This window comes from Pseudomonas sp. KU26590 (assembly GCF_026153515.1).
Lineage (GTDB): Bacteria > Pseudomonadota > Gammaproteobacteria > Pseudomonadales > Pseudomonadaceae > Aquipseudomonas.
This window is the reverse complement of sequence record NZ_CP110644.1, coordinates 5,047,059-5,066,260: the sequence shown is the minus strand read 5'-3', so window position 1 is coordinate 5,066,260 and position 19,202 is coordinate 5,047,059. Positions and strand designations below refer to the sequence as shown.

At 61.2% G+C, this 19,202-nt stretch carries 16 protein-coding genes; 12 read left to right on the top strand and 4 right to left on the bottom strand.

All coding sequences use genetic code 11. The annotated features are described in order from the left end of the window. Positions 1-111 precede the first annotated feature (111 nt). From OKW98_RS22515 to phhA, 3 genes are read right to left on the bottom strand one after another with little or no spacing between them, the layout of a single operon-like run. On the bottom strand, positions 112-1,308 hold the full coding sequence (locus OKW98_RS22515; protein WP_265386726.1) for an amino acid aminotransferase: 1,197 nt from the start codon (positions 1,306-1,308) through the stop codon (positions 112-114). Beyond that, positions 1,309-1,665 (bottom strand): 4a-hydroxytetrahydrobiopterin dehydratase, encoded by a 357-nt coding sequence (locus OKW98_RS22510; RefSeq protein WP_065986962.1) that lies wholly within the window; start codon positions 1,663-1,665, stop codon positions 1,309-1,311. It abuts the gene before it with no gap. A gap of 50 nt (positions 1,666-1,715) precedes the next feature. Then, complete coding sequence (gene phhA, locus OKW98_RS22505; RefSeq protein WP_265386725.1) at positions 1,716-2,504, bottom strand: phenylalanine 4-monooxygenase; 789 nt, start codon at positions 2,502-2,504, stop codon at positions 1,716-1,718. Positions 2,505-2,778: 274 nt separating this feature from the next. Here phhA and OKW98_RS22500 point away from each other — a divergent pair, with 274 nt between their 5' ends. Further along, complete coding sequence (locus OKW98_RS22500; RefSeq protein ID WP_265386724.1) at positions 2,779-4,332, top strand: sigma-54-dependent transcriptional regulator; 1,554 nt, start codon at positions 2,779-2,781, stop codon at positions 4,330-4,332. A 143-nt stretch (positions 4,333-4,475) separates the two neighbouring features. Here the strand turns inward: OKW98_RS22500 and OKW98_RS22495 are convergent, their stop codons facing one another. After that, positions 4,476-4,742, bottom strand: coding sequence for a DUF2790 domain-containing protein (locus OKW98_RS22495; RefSeq protein ID WP_265386723.1), 267 nt, complete (start codon positions 4,740-4,742; stop codon positions 4,476-4,478). Positions 4,743-5,191: 449 nt separating this feature from the next. Here OKW98_RS22495 and acs point away from each other — a divergent pair, with 449 nt between their 5' ends. The 11 genes from acs to astD all read left to right on the top strand — a co-directional run bounded on the left by acs (position 5,192) and on the right by astD (position 19,140). Further along, positions 5,192-7,147 carry an acetate--CoA ligase gene (gene acs / locus OKW98_RS22490; protein ID WP_133773335.1) on the top strand — a complete coding sequence of 652 codons (1,956 nt, stop codon included), beginning with the start codon at positions 5,192-5,194 and terminating at the stop codon, positions 7,145-7,147. A gap of 1,373 nt (positions 7,148-8,520) precedes the next feature. After that, entirely contained in the window at positions 8,521-9,297 is a 777-nt protein-coding gene (locus OKW98_RS22485) for an ABC transporter substrate-binding protein (RefSeq protein ID WP_265386722.1), read from the top strand. A 91-nt stretch (positions 9,298-9,388) separates the two neighbouring features. Further along, complete coding sequence (locus tag OKW98_RS22480) at positions 9,389-10,078, top strand: ABC transporter permease (protein ID WP_065986205.1); 690 nt, start codon at positions 9,389-9,391, stop codon at positions 10,076-10,078. After that, positions 10,075-10,773: an ABC transporter permease gene (locus tag OKW98_RS22475; RefSeq protein ID WP_265386721.1), complete on the top strand. Its 699-nt coding sequence runs from the start codon at positions 10,075-10,077 to the stop codon at positions 10,771-10,773. The genes OKW98_RS22480 and OKW98_RS22475 overlap by 4 nt, the downstream gene beginning before the upstream one ends. A 1-nt stretch (position 10,774) precedes the next feature. Further along, complete coding sequence (locus OKW98_RS22470) at positions 10,775-11,887, top strand: succinylglutamate desuccinylase/aspartoacylase family protein (RefSeq protein ID WP_265386720.1); 1,113 nt, start codon at positions 10,775-10,777, stop codon at positions 11,885-11,887. A gap of 21 nt (positions 11,888-11,908) precedes the next feature. Next, a complete protein-coding gene (locus tag OKW98_RS22465; protein ID WP_108121445.1) occupies positions 11,909-12,673 on the top strand; it encodes an ABC transporter ATP-binding protein in 765 nt (254 codons plus the stop codon). Positions 12,674-12,820: 147 nt separating this feature from the next. Continuing rightward, positions 12,821-13,804, top strand: a complete 984-nt coding sequence (argR, locus tag OKW98_RS22460; protein WP_265386719.1) for a transcriptional regulator ArgR — start codon at positions 12,821-12,823, stop codon at positions 13,802-13,804. Between the two features lie 294 nt (positions 13,805-14,098). Next, positions 14,099-15,319 (top strand): aspartate aminotransferase family protein, encoded by a 1,221-nt coding sequence (locus OKW98_RS22455; RefSeq protein WP_265386718.1) that lies wholly within the window; start codon positions 14,099-14,101, stop codon positions 15,317-15,319. Positions 15,320-15,495: 176 nt separating this feature from the next. Continuing rightward, a complete protein-coding gene (gene aruF, locus OKW98_RS22450) occupies positions 15,496-16,527 on the top strand; it encodes an arginine/ornithine succinyltransferase subunit alpha (RefSeq protein ID WP_265386717.1) in 1,032 nt (343 codons plus the stop codon). Between the two features lie 121 nt (positions 16,528-16,648). Beyond that, on the top strand, positions 16,649-17,674 hold the full coding sequence (gene astA, locus OKW98_RS22445) for an arginine N-succinyltransferase (RefSeq protein ID WP_265386716.1): 1,026 nt from the start codon (positions 16,649-16,651) through the stop codon (positions 17,672-17,674). Then, a complete protein-coding gene (gene astD / locus OKW98_RS22440; RefSeq protein WP_265386715.1) occupies positions 17,671-19,140 on the top strand; it encodes a succinylglutamate-semialdehyde dehydrogenase in 1,470 nt (489 codons plus the stop codon). Before astA ends, astD begins: the two co-directional genes overlap by 4 nt. Positions 19,141-19,202 lie beyond the last annotated feature (62 nt).

Sequence of the window (19,202 nt, the reverse complement as noted above, 5' to 3'; positions counted from 1 at the left end):
AACTTGCTCGCGAAGACGCCCGCTCGAACCCTGGAGATCGAGTGAACGTACCGGCCTTTTCGCAAGCAAGTTGCAGCGCCACCTCGATCGCTTGCACGCAGCGACGATGGTTCAGTCCCTGCAAACTGCCGCAAACGCCGCTGCCAGTTCGTCCAGCCGCGTCGCGTCAATCCCCGCGACGTTGGCTCGACCCGCCGCCACCATGTACACGCTGTGCTCGTTGCGCAGACGCGCCACCTGGTGGTCGTTCATGCCGGTGTAGGAAAACATGCCGCGCTGCACGCTAATGTGGGCGAAGCGTTCACCCAGACCCAGCGGTGTCAGTGCCTCGACCAGCCCCACCCGAAGTTGCGCAATGCGGCTGCGCATTTCTTCCACTTCTTCAGCCCACAGGGCTTTCAGTTCAGGATCGCCCAGAATCTCGGCGACCACGGCGGCGCCATGATCCGGCGGGTTCGACCACAGATTACGGGCCGTCGCCGACAGCTGACTGCGCACATCCATCAGCTTCTCGGTGGTGTCGGCGCAGACCAGCAAGGCGCCGGTGCGCTCGCGGTACAGACCGAAGTTTTTCGAGCACGAACTGGTGATCAGCAGCTCAGGCAGCGCGCCGGCGAACAGGCGAACCGCCCACGCGTCCTCCTCGAGACCATCGCCAAAACCCTGATACGCGAAGTCGATCAGCGGCAGCAGGTTGCGTTGCTTGACGATTTCCAGCACCGCTTGCCAGTCATCCTGGGACAGATCAAACCCGGTCGGGTTGTGGCAGCACGCATGCAGCAGGACAACATCGCCCTCGGGAATGGTCTTCAACGTCTCCAGCATGGCCGGCACATTGAGCTTGTTGTCGCTGCCCACGTAGGGATAGTGACTGACCTTCAGGCCCGCCGCGGCGTAGATGGTTTCGTGAATCGGCCAGGTCGGATCGCTCAGCCAGATGCCCTTGCCCGGCAGGCAGTTGGCAATGAAGTCGGCGCTCAAACGCAGCGCGCCGGTGCCGCCAGGTGTCTGGGTGGCGCCGACGCGTTTGCTGGCGATCAGCGGCGAATCGGCGCCCATGACCAGCTCACAGATCAGCGTGCCGAAACGCGGTTCGCCATGGCCACCGATGTAACTCTTGGTGGGCTGCGAGTCGACCAGCCGCTGCTCGGCGATTTTCACCGCGCGGGGAATAGTGGTCAGACCCTGCGCGTCTTTATACACGCCCACGCCCAGGTCGAACTTGTTTGGATTCGGGTCTTTGGCGTAGGCCTGAATCAGGCCCAGGATGGGATCGTCCGGTACGCGCTGGATCTGTGAAAAATGCATTTACTTACGGCCCTCGGCGCTTTTGGCCACCTCGTCGGTGCGGGAGGCCATGATGAAATCGTTGCGGTGCAGCCCTTTGATGGAGTGGCTCCACCAGGTCACGGTCACTTTGCCCCATTCGGTCAGCAGACCCGGGTGGTGACCTTCGGCCTCGGCAATTTCGCCGACAGCGTTGGTAAACGCCAGCGCAAATTTGAAATTCTTGAACAGAAAGACTTTTTCCAGCTGCATGACGCTGTCACGCACTTCGATGTTCCAGTCCGGTATCTGCTTGAGCAAGTCCGGCAGCTCGGCATCGCTGACCTGTGGGGCGTCGGCGCGGCAGGCTTCGCACTGGGATTGGTTGAGAGCGGTCATCGGGAGGTTCCTTGGTCGGGTTCGGGCTGCTTGGTCAGGCAGCATTTGTTTCAGGCGGCTTTCGTTTTAGCGGGAAACTTGGCCGCGTGCAGGCCCCGTTCAGCCGCTGTGCGGGCCATGCCCATGATGTCTTCATGGGCAAGATCGAACAGACGCTTGAGGTCCGGCAGCACAAAATACACCGGCTGCAGAATGTCGATGCGATAGGGCGTGCGCATGGCTTCAATGGGGTCGAAGGGCTGATGTTCAGGGGTTGATGACACGCTGTAAACGGTTTCCTTGGGCGAGGAGAGGATGCCGCCGCCGTAGATCTTGCGCCCTTGGGGCGTGTCGACCAGGCCGAATTCGATGGTCATCCAGTAGAGGCGGGCAAGGTACACGCGCTGCTCTTTGCTGGCTGCCAGACCGAGCTTGCCGTAGGTGTGGGTAAATTCTGCAAACCAGGGGTTAGTCAGCAACGGGCAGTGTCCGAAAACCTCGTGAAAGATGTCGGGCTCTTGCAGGTAGTCCAGTTCTTCTTCGCTGCGAATGAACGTGGCGACCGGAAATCGTTTGCTCGCCAGCAACTCGAAGAAGGTTTGAAAGGGGATCAGCGCCGGCACGCGCTCGACTTGCCAACCCGTGGTTGCACCCAGCACGCGGTTGATCTCGCCGAGCTGCGGAATACGGTCGTGGGGCAGGGCGAGCTGCTCGATGCCGTCCAGATACGCCTGACACGCACGGCCTTCGACTACCTTGAGCTGGCGGGTGATGAGGGTGTTCCAGATGCTGTGCTCGGCGTCGGAGTAATCAATGAACCCGGTGGCGTCTGGCTCGCGGGCGATGTACTGCGTACTCATGGGGCTCTCCTGATGGTTTGTTCTTGTAGGGAGCGAAGCGATGTAGGCGCATGGCGCCATTGCGCTATTGATAGCCGATTCAACGTCTACGAAACGCAGGGTTACAGCCCAATCCGTGGAGCACGGGCCGGCAATCCGTAAAGAAATCGTGACGTTTGGCCGGGCGAGCCGTCATGCAACAGCTGAACGGGTTTATGAAGCCCTTGCGCTGTAACGTATTCTTGACGATAAACTCGGGCCAACCCGAAATCGATGCCACTTCCACGAGCCCTCAATGCGTATCAAAGTCCATTGTCAGAACCGCGTCGGCATCCTGCGCGACATCCTCGAGCTGCTGGTGGCCTACGGCGTCAACGTATCCGGCGGCGAAGTGGGCGGTGAGCATGGCGATGCCATTTACCTGCGTTGCCCGAACCTGATCAATCTGCAGTTCCAGGCGCTGGTGCCGAAATTCGAGACCATCGCCGGGGTGTTCGGCGTCAAGCGTGTGGGATTGATGCCTAGCGAGCGTCGGCACATGGAACTCAATGCCTTGCTCGGCGCGCTGGAGTTCCCCGTCCTCTCCATCGACATGGGCGGCTCCATCGTTGCGGCGAATCGCGCCGCCGCGCAGTTGCTGGGCGTGCGTGTCGACGAGGTGCCGGGCATCCCGCTGTCCCGTTATGCCGAGGACTTCGACCTGCCGCAACTGGTGCGCGCCAATCGCTCGCGCATCAACGGCCTGCGCGTGAAAGTGAAGGGCGACATCTTTCTCGCGGACATCGCTCCCCTGCAATCCGAGCACGAAGACAGCGAAGCCATGGCTGGCGCGGTATTGACGCTGCACCGCGCGGACCGGGTGGGTGAGCACATCTATAACGTGCGCAAGCAGGAGCTGCGCGGCTTCGACAGCATCTTCCAAAGCTCGAAAGTGATGGCCGCGGTGGTTCGGGAGGCCCGCCGCATGGCGCCGCTGGATGCGCCGTTGCTGATCGAGGGCGAAACCGGAACCGGTAAAGAACTGCTGGCGCGGGCCTGTCACCTGGCCAGCCCCCGCGGCCAGTCGCCGATGATGGCACTCAACTGCGCGGGGTTCTCCGAATCCATGGCCGAAACCGAGCTGTTCGGCTACGGACCTGGCGCCTTCGAAGGTGCGCGCGCCGAAGGCAAATTGGGGCTGCTGGAACTGACCTCGGGCGGCACATTGTTTCTCGACGGCGTCGCGGAAATGAGTGCGCGGTTGCAGGCGAAACTGCTGCGCTACTTGCAGGAAGGCTGCTTCCGACGGGTCGGCAGCGACGAAGAGGTGTATCTGGACGTGCGCATCATCTGTGCGACGCAGGTGGACTTGTCCGAACTGTGCGCCCGGGGTGAGTTTCGCCAGGACCTCTACCACCGGCTCAACGTGCTGTCGCTGCATATTCCGCCGCTGCGCGACTGCCTGGACGGCCTCGTGCCGCTGGTTGAGCACTTCCTCGATCAGGCCAGCCGGCAGATCGGCTGCACCTTACCCCGGCTGGCGCCCGCGGCAATGGAGCGACTCAGCCAATACCACTGGCCCGGCAATGTGCGGCAGCTGGAAAACGTATTGTTCCAGGCTGTTTCGCTGTGCGACGGTAAACTGGTCAAAGCCGAGCATATTCGCCTGCCGGATTACGGCGTGCGCCAACCACTGGGCGACTTCTCTCTGGAAGGCGGGCTGGAAGATATTGTCGGGCGATTCGAGAAAGCAGTACTTGAACAGTTATATGCGGCGCACCCGAGCAGCCGGTTATTAGGCAAGCGGTTGGGTGTTTCCCATACAACGGTCGCCAATAAGTTGAAGCACTATGGAATAGGTCAGAGCTGATATTTATTTATGACTGTAAGAGCGCGCTGGCCCGCGAATCGATAATTCTGCTAGCGGATATATAAACTGGTACACCGCATTTCGCGGGCAAGCGCGCTCCTACAAGTAGGCGGCGCGCTCAATTCATTGCGAAACAGGTCATCTCAACCATTGCTGCAACCGTTACCCATTACCTGATACTCAAGCACGTGGCGTTTGCCCTTCGAGTCGTCGTAGGTCATGTGCTGCGGGACGACCTGGCAGACGTTCGGCACTTCATCCACCGAAATGACTTTCGCGATATCCAGCTTGGTGGAGTAGGTGTATTCCTCGACACGTTGTTGCTGGGCGGCCACTTTCGCGCCGGATTCTTCTGCCATTGCCATGGCGCTGAAACCACAAAGAGCCATTACAACCAGTGCAGCTTTCATTACTGAGTTCCTCTAAGTTGCTTCATTAACACTGCGGCGCAGAAAGTGCGGTCGGCAGGGTGCACAGAACCCTTGCGGGGCTCTGGGTGAAGCGAATAATGACCGGGTGGGTTTAGTTGATTGACAGTCCAGTGTGGGGAGCTGTTGTTATCAATCATGTGCCGTGTTGGCGGAACGGATTCTATGCCGGTGTCCGGCATTCATATAGAAACCATTTTGATAAAGTCTGTTGAGCAAAACTGCAACAATCGCCCTGTGCGGGTGACTGGCACGCGTTCTATGGATCCTTTAGTCGTAGCCGGGACATGAAGATTTGCCTGAAACCGGGCACTTCACCTGCTTTCGGCGCTATGCTCGGGGTCGGTAAGACCATCGTCGAATGGCCTTTGCAGCCATCGGCGGATACAACAGGGTCATAAAACAACAACATTTCCACCGAGGTAAGAAAGATGAGTGCGGCTTCCCTGTACCCCGTCCGCCCTGAAGTGGCAGCCAATACGCTGACTGACGAGGCGACCTACAAGGCGATGTACCAGCAGTCGGTGGTCAATCCCGATGGCTTCTGGCGCGAACAAGCCCAGCGCCTTGACTGGATCAAGCCATTCACCACCGTCAAACAGACCTCCTTCGACGACCACCGCGTCGACATCAAGTGGTTCGCCGACGGCACCTTGAACGTTTCCTACAACTGCCTCGACCGCCATCTGGCCGAGCGTGGCGATTCCATCGCGATCATCTGGGAAGGGGATGATCCTTCCGAGAGCCGCAACATTACCTACCGCGAACTGCACGAAGAAGTCTGCAAGTTCGCCAACGCGCTGCGCGGGCAGGATGTCCACCGCGGCGACGTCGTGACTATCTATATGCCGATGATCCCCGAAGCCGTTGTGGCCATGCTGGCCTGCGCGCGCATCGGTGCGATTCACTCGGTGGTCTTCGGTGGCTTCTCGCCTGAAGCACTGGCTGGTCGCATCATCGACTGCAAATCGAAAGTGGTGATCACCGCTGACGAAGGACTGCGCGGCGGCAAGAAAACGCCGATGAAGGCCAACGTCGACCGTGCGCTGACCAACCCTGAAACCGCCAGCGTGCAAAAAGTGATCGTGGCCAGACGCACCGGCGGCGAGATCGAGTGGAACCGCCATCGCGACATCTGGTACCACTCGCTGCTGGACGTGGCCTCGAGCACCTGCGCGCCGAAAGAAATGGGCGCCGAAGAATCGCTGTTCATCCTTTACACCTCTGGCTCCACCGGCAAGCCCAAGGGCGTGTTGCACACCACAGCGGGTTATCTGCTGTACGCCGCGCTGACCCACGAGCGCGTGTTCGACTACCGTCCGGGTGAAGTGTACTGGTGCACCGCCGACGTCGGTTGGGTCACCGGCCACAGCTACATCGTCTACGGTCCGTTGGCCAATGGCGCCACCACGCTGTTGTTCGAAGGTGTGCCGAACTACCCGGACATCACTCGCGTGTCGAAAATCGTCGACAAGCACAAGGTCAACATCCTCTACACCGCACCGACTGCGATCCGCGCCATGATGGCCGAGGGCACCAAGGCCGTAGAAGGCGCTGACGGTTCGAGCCTGCGCCTGTTGGGTTCGGTCGGCGAGCCGATCAACCCGGAAGCCTGGAACTGGTACTACAACACCGTCGGCAACAAGAATTGCCCGATTGTGGATACCTGGTGGCAGACCGAGACCGGCGGCATCCTGATCAGCCCGCTGCCCGGCGCTATTGCGTTGAAGCCGGGTTCGGCAACGCGTCCGTTCTTTGGCGTGATCCCGGCGCTTGTGGATAACCTGGGCAACCTCATCGAAGGCGCAGCGGAAGGCAATCTGGTGATTCTCGACTCTTGGCCGGGTCAGTCGCGCAGCCTGTACGGCGACCACGACCGTTTCGTCGACACTTACTTCAAGACCTTTCGCGGCATGTATTTCACCGGTGACGGCGCCCGTCGCGACGAGGACGGTTACTACTGGATCACCGGCCGCGTCGACGACGTGCTCAACGTGTCCGGCCACCGCATGGGCACCGCCGAGATCGAGAGCGCGATGGTGGCTCACCCGAAAGTCGCCGAAGCGGCCGTCGTGGGTGTGCCTCACGATCTGAAAGGGCAGGGCATCTACGTCTACGTCACGCTCAATGGCGGTGAAGTGCCGGACGAAGCGTTGCGCATCGAATTGCGCAACTGGGTGCGCAAGGAGATCGGTCCGATCGCTTCGCCGGATGTGATTCAGTGGGCGCCGGGTCTGCCGAAGACCCGCTCCGGCAAGATCATGCGACGCATCCTGCGCAAGATCGCCACGGGGGAGTACGACGCGCTGGGCGATATCTCGACGCTGGCTGACCCAAGTGTGGTGGCGCATCTGGTGGAAACCCACAAGACCATGACTGCGGCCTGAGGGTCGTGCTCCGGGAGCGACAATCGCTAAGATCAAGAGCGTCTGCCTAAGGGCAGACGTTTTGCCTTCGGCGAGTTACTTTTAAAAAGCACTAAAAGTAACCAAAAGTGCCTGCTCTCGGTTTGGCCCTTCCTTCGTCAGGGTTCCTTCACTCCGGTCCTGCTCCGTGGGCCCGCGCCGAACGGACATCCATGTCCTGACGGCGCTCTCGCCGCATCCCTGCGGCTCGTCCCACTGCGCGAGACCTCCGTTCAGCCTGCACCCAAGTCGCGTTTGGTGGTGTCTGGACTCAATGCGTACGAAGATCAAAAGCAGATCTACGGCAAAAGCAAAAGCTTCCCGGCTAAAGCCGGTCCCACAGTCGAGGTCGCCGCCACTTCCACTGAGTGCACGCGCTGCTGTTAGTGGGACCGGCTTCAGCCGGGAAGCCTTTGATCTGCTCTTTCTGATCGTTCCCACGCTCCGCGTGGTAACGCAGCCCCGGACGCTCCGCGTCCCGCAGACGAAGCGAATTTAGGCCTGCGAGGTGACGCGGAGCGTCACGGGATGCATTCCCACGCGGAGCGGGGGAACGATCAACACTGGACGCACGCGATGCTTTTGTAGGACCGGCTTCAGCCGGGAAGCCTTTGATCTGCTTGTGATCTTACTGCGCAAGAGGCTCAAACACCGCCAATCGCGACTTGGGTGCAGGCCGAACGCAGACGATGCGCAGTGGGCCGAGCCGCATGGATGCGGCGAGAGCTGCCCCCCGCCATGGATGGCGGATGGCAGCGGGCCCACGGAGCATCGTCGGAGTGAGGGAACCCGACGAAGGAGGGCCAAGCCAGGAGCAAGCACCCTTGGTTACTTGGGGTGCTTTTCCAAGTAACTCGCCGAAGGCGAAACAGTCCGCCCCCAGGCGGGCGCTCTTGATCTTCACATTTCCCGGACTCAGGGTTCGGGAAATATCGATTTGTTACCGCACATCCGCCCCGGTAACCTCGCGCCCCGCTGTGGGGCGTTTTCACCCGAATCCAACGCATTTCATCGCCCCGAATCAACCTGCTTCCACGCTGCACTTGCCGGATCATAAGGCTTTGCCAATAATGGGCGCGTTATTTGCTTCGTTGATAGGTTTGCCAACTCTGGCACTTGCATAAAGCTTTTGGGATGTCAATTGGCCTGATCACGATTTCATGCGCTTCTGTAACTAGTTGTCGCATTGAAGAAATATCGACTTTCAGCCTGCCGCTAAAATGCCGACCACTCGCCGAAGGCTTGTCGGGTCCAGAGACCCGCCGGCACCTCGCGTCGCAATTTCTGATTCCTCCTGTTCATTGAGCGCTTCGCTCACTGCCATTTGTCGCGTTATACCGATGGAGTTCCAAGAAATGAAAAAGCTCATGCTGCTGGGTGCGCTGGCACTGTCCGTATTGGCACAGCCCGTGTTCGCCGATGAAAAGCCCATGAAGATCGGCATCGAAGCGGCATACCCTCCGTTTGCCTCCAAGGCGCCGGACGGCAGCATCGTCGGCTTCGACTACGACATCGGCAACGCCCTGTGCGAAGAGATGAAGGTCAAGTGCGTGTGGGTCGAGCAGGAATTCGACGGCCTGATCCCGGCGCTGAAAGTGCGCAAGATCGACGCCATCCTGTCCTCGATGTCCATCACCGAAGACCGCAAGAAGTCGGTCGACTTCACCAACAAGTACTACAACACCCCGGCCCGTCTGGTCATGAAGCAGGGCACCGTCGTCAGCGACGCGCTGACCGAGCTCAAGGGCAAGAACATCGGCGTGCAGCGTGGCTCGATCCACGAGCGTTTCGCCCGCGAAGTCCTGGCCCCGCTGGGTGCTGAAATCAAGCCGTACAGCTCGCAAAACGAAGTCTATCTGGACATCGGCGCCGGTCGTCTCGATGGCACCGTGGCCGACGCCACCCTGCTGCAGGACGGCTTCCTGAACACTGAATCGGGCAAAGGCTACGGGTTCGTCGGCCCGGCCTTCACCGACGCCACCTACTTCGGCGACGGCATCGGCATTGCCGTGCGCAAAGGCGACAAGGCTGATCTGGACAAGCTCAACGCAGCCATCGCGGCCATTCGTGCCAACGGCAAATACAAAGCCATTCAGGACAAGTACTTCGACTTCGACATCTACGGCAAGTAACGTGGTTTGAAGCCGTCAATGGCGCAAGCAGCAGGTCATCGCACCGACTGATTGCGCCATTTTTCTATCCCGCGCTTGAGGGCCAAACAACATGTTGAAAGGTTACGGAGCCGTCATTCTCGACGGTGCATGGCTGACCTTGCAGCTCGCTCTGTGCTCCATGGCGCTGGCGATCGTGCTCGGCCTGATCGGCGTGGCATTGCGGCTGTCGCCGGTGCGCTGGCTGGCATGGCTGGGCGATCTGTATTCCACCGTGATCCGCGGCATTCCCGATCTGGTGCTGATCCTGCTGATTTTCTACGGCGGTCAGGACCTGCTCAACCGCATCGCGCCGCTGCTCGGTCATGACGACTACATCGACCTGAACCCGCTGGTGGCCGGTATCGGCACCCTGGGTTTCATCTTTGGCGCGTACCTGTCGGAGACTTTCCGCGGCGCGTTCATGGCAATCCCCAAAGGGCAGGCCGAAGCGGGCATGGCCTACGGCATGAGCAGTGGCCGGGTGTTCTTCCGCATTCTGGTGCCGCAGATGATTCGTCTGGCGATCCCCGGGTTCACCAATAACTGGCTGGTACTGACCAAGGCCACCGCGCTGATTTCCGTGGTCGGTCTGCAGGATATGATGTTCAAGGCCAAGCAGGCGGCCGATGCCACCCGCGAACCCTTCACTTTCTTTCTCGCAGTCGCGGCCATGTACCTGGTGATCACCAGCGTCTCGCTGCTGGTACTGCGCTACATCGAAAAACGTTACTCGGCCGGCGTAAGGGTGGCAGACCTATGATTTTCGATTACAACGTCGTCTGGGAAAGCCTGCCGCTGTATTTCGGCGGCCTGTTGATCACCCTCAAACTGCTCGCGGTGTCGCTGTTTTTCGGCTTGCTCGCCGCACTGCCTCTGGGTCTGATGCGTGTGTCGAAAATCGCCTGGGTCAATCTGCTGGCGTGGAGCTACACCTACGTCATTCGCGGCACGCCGATGCTGGTGCAGCTGTTCCTCATCTACTACGGGCTGGCGCAATTCGAAGCGGTGCGTGAAAGCATTCTGTGGCCGTGGCTGTCGAGCGCGACCTTCTGCGCATGCCTGGCCTTCGCCATCAACACCAGCGCCTACACCGCTGAAATCATCGCCGGCAGCCTGAAATCCACGCCGCCGGGCGAGATCGAAGCGGCGCGGGCCATTGGCATGTCGAAAGCCAAGATGTACCGCCGGATTCTGCTGCCATCGGCCTTGCGCCGGGCGCTGCCGCAGTACAGCAACGAAGTGATCATGATGCTGCAGACCACCAGTCTGGCGTCGATTGTCACGCTGATCGACATCACGGGGGCGGCACGTTCCGTCAACGCCCAGTTCTACCTGCCGTTCGAGGCCTACATCACCGCAGGCGTTTTCTACCTGTGCCTGACGTTCATTCTGGTGAAACTGTTCAAGCTGGCAGAGCGCCGCTGGCTCAGTTACCTGGCACCGAGGAAGCACTGATATGCAGCGCATCGATCACCATCTGCCGTGGGGCAACCTCGGCACCCAGCGCACCTTGAGTGTGTTCCGTTTTGGTCAGGGCGAGCGCAAGGCCTACATCCAGGCCAGCCTGCACGCCGATGAGCTGCCGGGCATGCGCACCGCCTGGGAATTGAAGAAACGCCTCACCGAGCTGGAAGAACAGGGCCAGCTCAAGGGCGTCATCGAGCTGGTGCCGGTCGCTAACCCGATCGGTCTGGGCCAGTTGCTGCAGGGCAACCATCAGGGCCGTTTCGAGTACGGCAGCGGCAAGAATTTCAATCGTGACTTCACCGAGTTGAGCGAGCCAGTCGCCCAGGCGCTGGCGGGCAAGCTCGGTGACGACCCTCACGCCAACATCAAACTGATTCGTCAGGCCATGGCCAATGTGCTCGAGCAATTGCCGCCTGCCGGCAGCGAGCTGGCCGGGATGCAGCGCGTCTTGCTCAGTCACGCCTGCAACGCCGATGTCGTGCTGGACCTGCATTGCGACACCGACGCCTCGCTGCACATGTACGCCTTGCCGCAGCACTGGCCGCAATGGCGTTCGTTGTCGGCCCATCTGGGGGTGACGGTTGCGCTGCTGGCCGAAGATTCCGGCGGCAGCTCGTTCGACGAAGCCTGTTCGCTGCCGTGGCTGCGTTTGTCCAAGCAGTTCCCGGACGCGCAGATCCCGCTGGCCTGCCTGGCGACCACCCTGGAGCTGGGCGGTCAGACCAACACCGGCAAGGCCGAAGCCGAGGCCTACGCTGAAGGCATTCTGGCGTTTCTGGCCGAGCAGGGGCTGATCAGCGGCGAGTGGCCGCAACCCGGGCACGAAGCCTGCGAAGGCATGCCGTTCGAAGGCACCGAAATGATTTATGCGCCCCATCCCGGCGTGCTGACGTTTTTACGTCCGGCGGGAGCGTGGGTCGAGCCCGGCGAACCGCTGTTCGAAGTCATCGACCCGTTGACCGATCGCGCCACCACCGTCTGTGCCGGTACCGCCGGCGTGCTGTTTGCCATCGAAAAACTGCGTTACGCCCAGCCGGGTTTCTGGATGGCCAAAGTGGCCGGCCGCACACCGTTGCGCAGCGGCCGCCTGCTCAGTGACTGATTACTTGTGAGAACCGACATCATGAACAAACTGGAAGTCCAGGACCTGCACAAGTGCTATGGCAGTCACGAAGTGCTCAAAGGCGTTTCGCTGACCGCCAAGGCCGGCGATGTCATCAGCATCATCGGCTCCAGCGGCTCGGGCAAGAGTACGTTTCTGCGCTGCATCAATTTGCTGGAGCAGCCGAAATCCGGGCGCATCCTGCTCAACAACGAAGAGCTCAAGCTGGTCTCCAACAAGAACGGCGGCTTGAAGGCGGCTGACCCGAAACAGCTGCAGCGCATGCGTTCGCGCCTGTCGATGGTGTTTCAGCACTTCAACCTGTGGTCGCACATGACCGCGATGGAAAACATCATCGAGGCGCCGGTGCACGTCCTGGGCGTGCCGAAGAAAGAAGCGCTGGAAAAGGCGGAACATTATCTGAACAAGGTGGGCGTGTATCACCGCAAGGACGCCTATCCAGGGCATATGTCCGGCGGCGAACAGCAGCGCGTGGCGATTGCCCGGGCGCTGGCGGTGGAGCCGGAAGTCATGCTGTTTGACGAACCGACTTCGGCGCTGGACCCCGAGCTGGTCGGCGACGTGCTGAAAGTCATGCAGGCGCTGGCCCAGGAAGGCCGGACCATGGTGGTGGTCACCCACGAAATGGGCTTCGCCCGTGAAGTGTCGAATCAGCTGATCTTCCTGCACAAGGGGCTGGTCGAAGAAAGCGGCAATCCCCGTGAAGTGCTGGTCAATCCGAAATCCGAGCGTTTGCAGCAGTTCCTGTCCGGCAGTTTGAAGTAACCAACCCGCCACGTGAGAGCGGTGCGTTTTGCTTCAGAACGGTTCATGCTGCGCGTCATTCAGACCGCAGCCATTGACTGAAGGTTACAGATTCCCATCGCACCTGACGTGCGACCCCTTTTAGCGACACGTTTCGGATTGCACGCCATGACTGCCCATCGAATCGGATTTCTCATCTGGCCCGGCACCAAAGCCTTGACCCTGGCGCTGGCGGAGGAAGCCCTGCGTGTTGCTCAGCGCGTTCACCCCGACGTGGTTTACGAACTGTCGTTTCTGCAGGCCGAACCGCCCGTTGACGCTGCCGGTTGGCAGCTGCCGGGCGAGCCGTGGGTCGGTCGTCTGGAAGGGTTTCAGAAGCTGTTTCTGCTGGCCGACGAGCCGCCGGCGCCGATGTCTTCGGCCCTCGGTGGCGCGCTCAAGCAATTGGTCCGCGCCGGTTGCGTGATCGGTGGGTTGTCGGCGGGTGTGTATCCGCTGGCGCAGCTGGGTCTGCTAGACGGCTACCGTGCCGCGGTGCACTGGCGCTGGCAGGATGATTTTGCCGAGCGCTTCCCCAAAGTCATCGCCACCAGCCATTTGTTCGATTGGGATCGCGATCGCCTGACGGCGTGCGGCGGGATGTCGGTGCTGGATCTGTTGCTGGCGGTGCTGGCCCGTGATCATGGCGCCGAGCTGGCCGGCGCGGTGTCGGAAGAACTGGTGGTGGAGCGCATTCGTGAAGGCGGCGAACGCCAGCGGATTCCGCTGCAGAACCGTTTGGGTTCCAGTCACCCGAAGCTGACCCAAGCGGTGCTGTTGATGGAAGCCAACATCGAAGAGCCGCTGACCACCGACGAAATCGCCCAGCACGTGTGCGTGTCGCGACGTCAGCTGGAGCGCATCTTCAAGCAGTACCTCAATCGCGTGCCGAGCCAGTATTACCTCGAACTGCGCTTGAACAAGGCCCGGCAGATGCTGATGCAGACGAGCAAGTCGATTATTCAGATCGGCCTGTCCTGCGGGTTCTCTTCGGGACCGCACTTCTCCAGCGCCTACCGCAACTTCTTCGGCGCCACCCCTCGCGAAGACCGCAACCAGCGCCGCAGCAGCAGCCCGTTCGAATTGTCCTCGGTGCCCGCCGAGCGCGGGTGAATCCGCTTTGCGACCTTCATCTGTAGAGGCACGCTTGCCCGCGAAGGCGTTGGTTCACCCACTGCATCTTTATCGCCTGATCAATCTTTCGCGGGCAAGCGCGCTCCTACAGGCCTGCAGTGTTTAAACTGCGCCTTTGTGACGCAATTTGTCGCATTGCCGAAAACCCCGTAAAAAGCCGGTTTGGCGCTATAAGAAGTTGTCGCTTGGCGGCAAGGCCCGGCCCGAATCAGTCCTTACAATCCTTCCATCGCTCGCCAGTTCCAGGCAGGCGTTCCTCTTCAGGAGACTCCGATGTCCGTTGAGCAAGTACCGGTGCAACGTGCCGATTTCGACCAGGTGATGGTCCCCAACTATGCCCCGGCAGCGTTCATTCCCGTGCGCGGTCAGGGTTCCCGCGTCTGGGATCAGTCGGGTCGTGAGCTGGTTGATTTCTCCGGCGGCATCGCGGTCAACGTGCTGGGCCACGCGCACCCGGCGCTGGTTGGCGCGCTGACCGAACAGGCCAACAAGCTGTGGCACGTCTCCAACGTCTTCACCAACGAGCCGGCGCTGCGCTTGGCCAAGAAGCTGGTCGACGCCACCTTCGCTGACCGCGTGTTCTTCTGTAACTCCGGCGCTGAAGCGAACGAAGCTGCGTTCAAGCTGGCTCGCCGCGTGTCCCACGATCTGTACGGCCCGGACAAGTACGAAATCGTCGCTGCCCTGAACAGCTTCCACGGTCGCACCCTGTTCACCGTGAGCGTCGGCGGTCAGCCGAAATACTCCGACGGCTTCGGCCCGAAAATCACCGGTATCACCCACGTCCCCTTCAATGACCTCGACGCGCTGAAAGCCGCCGTCTCGGACAAGACCTGCGCGGTGGTGCTGGAGCCGATCCAGGGCGAGGGCGGCGTACTGCCTGCCGAACTCGAATACCTGCAAGGTGCGCGCAAATTGTGCGACGACCACAACGCGCTGCTGGTCTTCGACGAAGTGCAAAGCGGCATGGGCCGCAGCGGTCACCTGTTTGCGTACATGCATTACGGCGTGACGCCGGACATTCTCTCCAGCGCGAAAAGCATCGGCGGCGGCTTCCCGATGGCGGCCATGCTGACCACTGAAAAACTCGCCAAGCACCTGGCCGTTGGCGTTCACGGCACCACCTACGGCGGCAACCCGCTGGCGTGCGCGGTGGGCGAGGCGGTCATTGATGTGGTCAACACGCCAGAAGTGCTGGCCGGCGTGAAGGCCAAACATGAACGGTTCAAGGCCCGTCTGGAGAAGATCGGTCAGCAATACGGCGTGTTCAGCCAGGTGCGCGGCATGGGCCTGTTGATCGGCTGCGTATTGACCGACGCCTGGAAAGGCAAGGCCAAAGACTTCTTCAACGCCGCCGAACAGGAAGGCGTGATGGTGCTTCAGGCCGGTCCCGACGTGGTGCGTTTCGCGCCGAGTCTGGTGGTTGAAGACGCCGACATCGAAGAAGGCCTGAACCGCTTCGAACGGGCGGTTGCCAAGCTGACCGGGGCTTGAAACTGCGCTGAATTTGTAGGAGCCGGCTTGCTGGCGAACCCGTTGCATCAGCGACATTTATGTCGATTGACCCGGCGCATTCGCCAGCAAGCCGGCTCCTACGGATCGCTGTCCTGCCGGATATTTTTATTTTTCGCCGCTAAACCGGCCCGATTTTTTTCTCAAGGAGTGACACCATGCTGGTGATGCGCCCCGCGCAAATGGCGGATCTGAGCGAGGTTCAACGACTCGCGGCAGACAGCCCGATTGGTGTCACGTCCCTGCCGGATGACGCTGGACGTCTGGGTGACAAGATTGCCGCGTCCGAAGCCTCGTTCTCGGCGGAAGTCAGTTTCAACGGCGAAGAGACCTACTTCTTTGTCCTCGAAGACACAGAAGCAGGTCGTTTGGTGGGCTGTTCCGGGATCGTCGCCTCGGCGGGCTATTCCGAGCCGTTCTACAGCTTTCGCAACGAAACCTTCGTCCACGCCTCCCGCGAACTGAAGATCCACAACAAGATCCACGTGCTCTCGCAGTGCCACGACCTCACCGGCAACAGCCTGCTGACCAGCTTCTATGTGCTGCCTGAACTGGTTGGCACGCTGTGGTCGGAGCTCAACTCGCGCGGCCGTCTGTTGTTCGTCGCCAGCCACCCGGAACGCTTCGCCGATTCGGTGGTGACCGAGATCGTCGGCTACAGCGACGACCAGGGCGACTCACCCTTCTGGGACGCCATCGGCCGCAACTTCTTCGACATCAACTACGCCGAAGCCGAGCGCCTGTGCGGGCTGAAAAGCCGGACCTTCCTTGCCGAGCTGATGCCCCATTACCCGATCTACGTGCCGCTGCTGCCCGATGAAGCGCAGGAGGCCATGGGCCAGGTCCATCCGCGCGCGCAGATCACCTTCGACATCCTGATGCGCGAAGGCTTCGAGACCGATCATTACATCGACATCTTCGACGGTGGGCCGACCCTGCACGCGCGGGTGTCCGGCATTCGCTCGATCGCCCAGAGCCGCGTCGTGCCGGTCAAGGTCGACACGGTCAGCACCGGTGATGCGGTCAAAGGCGGGCGGCCTTATCTGGTTTCCAATGGCCAGTTGCAGGATTACCGCGCGGTGATGCTGGAACTGGACTGGGTGCCTGGCAAACCGGTGGCCCTGAGCTTGGCCGCGGCCGAAGCACTGGGCGTCGGCGAAGGCGCCAGCGTGCGCATCGTCGCGGTCTGACAGCCGGTCAAGTGTGGCGAGATGAGTTGACGGCGATGGGCGCTGCAGTAGCACGCCGACGCCGTAATGCAGGTTAGCGAGTTCGCCGGGGGTTGCAGAACCACCGGCTTGAGGAGAAAGCATGATCGTTCGTCCCGTACGCAGCAGTGACCTTCCGGCGCTGATCGAACTGGCGCGCAGCACCGGCGCAGGCCTGACCACATTGCCGGCCAATGAAGAGCGTCTGGCGCACCGGGTCGGCTGGGCCGAGAAAACCTTCCGTGGCGAGGCCGGGCGGGGCGACGCCGACTACCTGTTCGTGCTGGAAGATGACGACGAAAAAGTCGTCGGCATTTCTGCGGTGGCCGGCGCCGTGGGCCTGCGCGAGCCCTGGTACAACTACCGGGTGGGTCTGACAGTCAGCGCTTCCCAAGAGCTGAACATCTACCGCGAGATCCCGACGCTGTTCCTGGCCAACGACCTCACCGGCAACTCCGAGCTGTGCTCGTTGTTCCTGCACGCCGACTATCGCAATGGCCTCAACGGCCGTTTGTTGTCCAAGTCGCGGATGCTGTTCATTGCCGAATTCCCGGAGCTGTTCGGCACCAAGACCATCGCTGAAATGCGCGGCATCTCCGACGAGCAGGGTCATTCGCCGTTCTGGGAAAGCCTGGGCCGGCACTTCTTCAAAATGGAATTCAGTCAGGCCGACTACCTCACCGGTGTCGGCAACCGTGCTTTTATTGCCGAGCTGATGCCGAAGTTTCCGCTGTACAGCTGCTTCCTTTCAGAAGCCGCGCGCGAGGTCATCGGCCGCGTCCACGTCAGCACCGAACCGGCGCTGGCCATGCTCAAGGCCGAAGGCTTCAGCTACCAGGGTTACGTCGACATTTTCGACGCCGGCCCGGCCATCGAATGCGAAACCAGCAAGATCCGCGCAGTCCGCGACAGCCAGGCGCTGGTGCTGGCCGTCGGCACACCGGGCGACGATGCGACGCCATTCGTTATCCACAACCGCAAGCGCGAAGACTGCCGTGTGACCGCGGCGCCTGCGCGTCTTGCCGCCGGCACCCTCGTGGTCGATCCACAGACGGCCAAGCGCTTGCGCCTCAGCGCCGGTGATCAAGTCCGCGCCGTGCAACTGTCGCCCGCTCGGGAGAGTATTTGATGAACACTTTGTACATTGCCGGTGCCTGGCAGGACGGGCAGGGCGACGCATTTGATTCCCTGAACCCGGTGACCCAGCAGGTGACCTGGTCGGGCCAAAGCGCGACGGCTGAACAGGTCGACGCGGCGGTCAAATCGGCTCGTCAGGCGTTTCCGGCCTGGGCGACGCGCAGTCTGGACGAGCGCATTGCCGTGCTCGAAGCCTTCGCCGCTGCGCTAAAGAACCGCGCCGATGAAATCGCCCGTTGCATCGGTGAGGAAACCGGCAAGCCGCTGTGGGAATCGGCGACTGAAGTGACCAGCATGGCCAACAAGGTGGCGATCTCCATTCAGAGCTACCGCGAGCGGACCGGCGAGAAGAGCGGCCCGCTGGGCGACGCCACCGCCGTGCTGCGGCACAAGCCACACGGCGTGGTGGCGGTGTTCGGTCCTTACAATTTTCCGGGTCACTTGCCTAATGGGCACATCGTCCCGGCGCTCCTGGCGGGCAACACCGTGGTGTTCAAGCCGAGCGAACTGACCCCCAAAGTCGCCGAGCTGACCGTGCAATGCTGGATCGAAGCCGGTCTGCCTGCGGGCGTGCTCAATCTGCTGCAAGGCGCGCGGGACACCGGTATCGCACTGGCCGGTCATTCCGGCATCGACGGGTTGTTCTTCACCGGCTCAAGCCGCACCGGCAATTCCCTGCATCAACAGTTCGCCGGCCGCCCGGACAAGATTCTTGCCCTGGAAATGGGCGGCAACAACCCGCTGGTGGTCGATCAGGTCGCCGATGTCGATGCCGCGGTGTACACCGTGATTCAGTCAGCCTTTATTTCTGCCGGCCAACGCTGCACCTGTGCCCGCCGTCTGCTGGTGCCCCAAGGTGCCTGGGGCGATGCATTTCTGGCGCGTCTGGTGGAAGTGACTTCGACCATTCAGGTGGGCGCTTTCGATCAACAGCCGGCGCCGTTCATGGGCTCGGTGATTTCCCTTGCTGCTGCCCGTGCGCTGCTCGATGCCCAGGAACTGATGCTGGCCAACGGCGCGGTTGCCTTGCTCGAAATGACTCAGCCTGCCGCGCAATCGGCGCTGCTGACGCCGGGCATCATCGACGTCAGCGACGTGGCGGATCGTGCCGATGAGGAATTGTTCGGGCCGCTGTTGCAGGTGATTCGCTACGCCGATTTCGACGCAGCCATCGAAGAGGCCAACGCCACGCAATATGGCTTGGCGGCAGGGCTATTGTCGGATTCCCAGGCGCGCTACCAGCAGTTCTGGCTGCAGAGCCGCGCGGGTATCGTCAACTGGAACAAGCAGCTGACCGGCGCGGCAAGCACCGCACCATTCGGCGGTGTCGGCGCCTCGGGTAACCATCGTGCCAGCGCCTATTACGCGGCGGATTATTGCGCGTACCCGGTGGCATCGCTGGAGACGGAAACCCTGGCGCTGCCTGCCAGCCTGACGCCCGGCATCACCCTGAACTGAGTCTGCATGGCGCGCAGATGACTATCCGGTGCCGCGGCGAACACGGACTGTAGGAGCCGGCT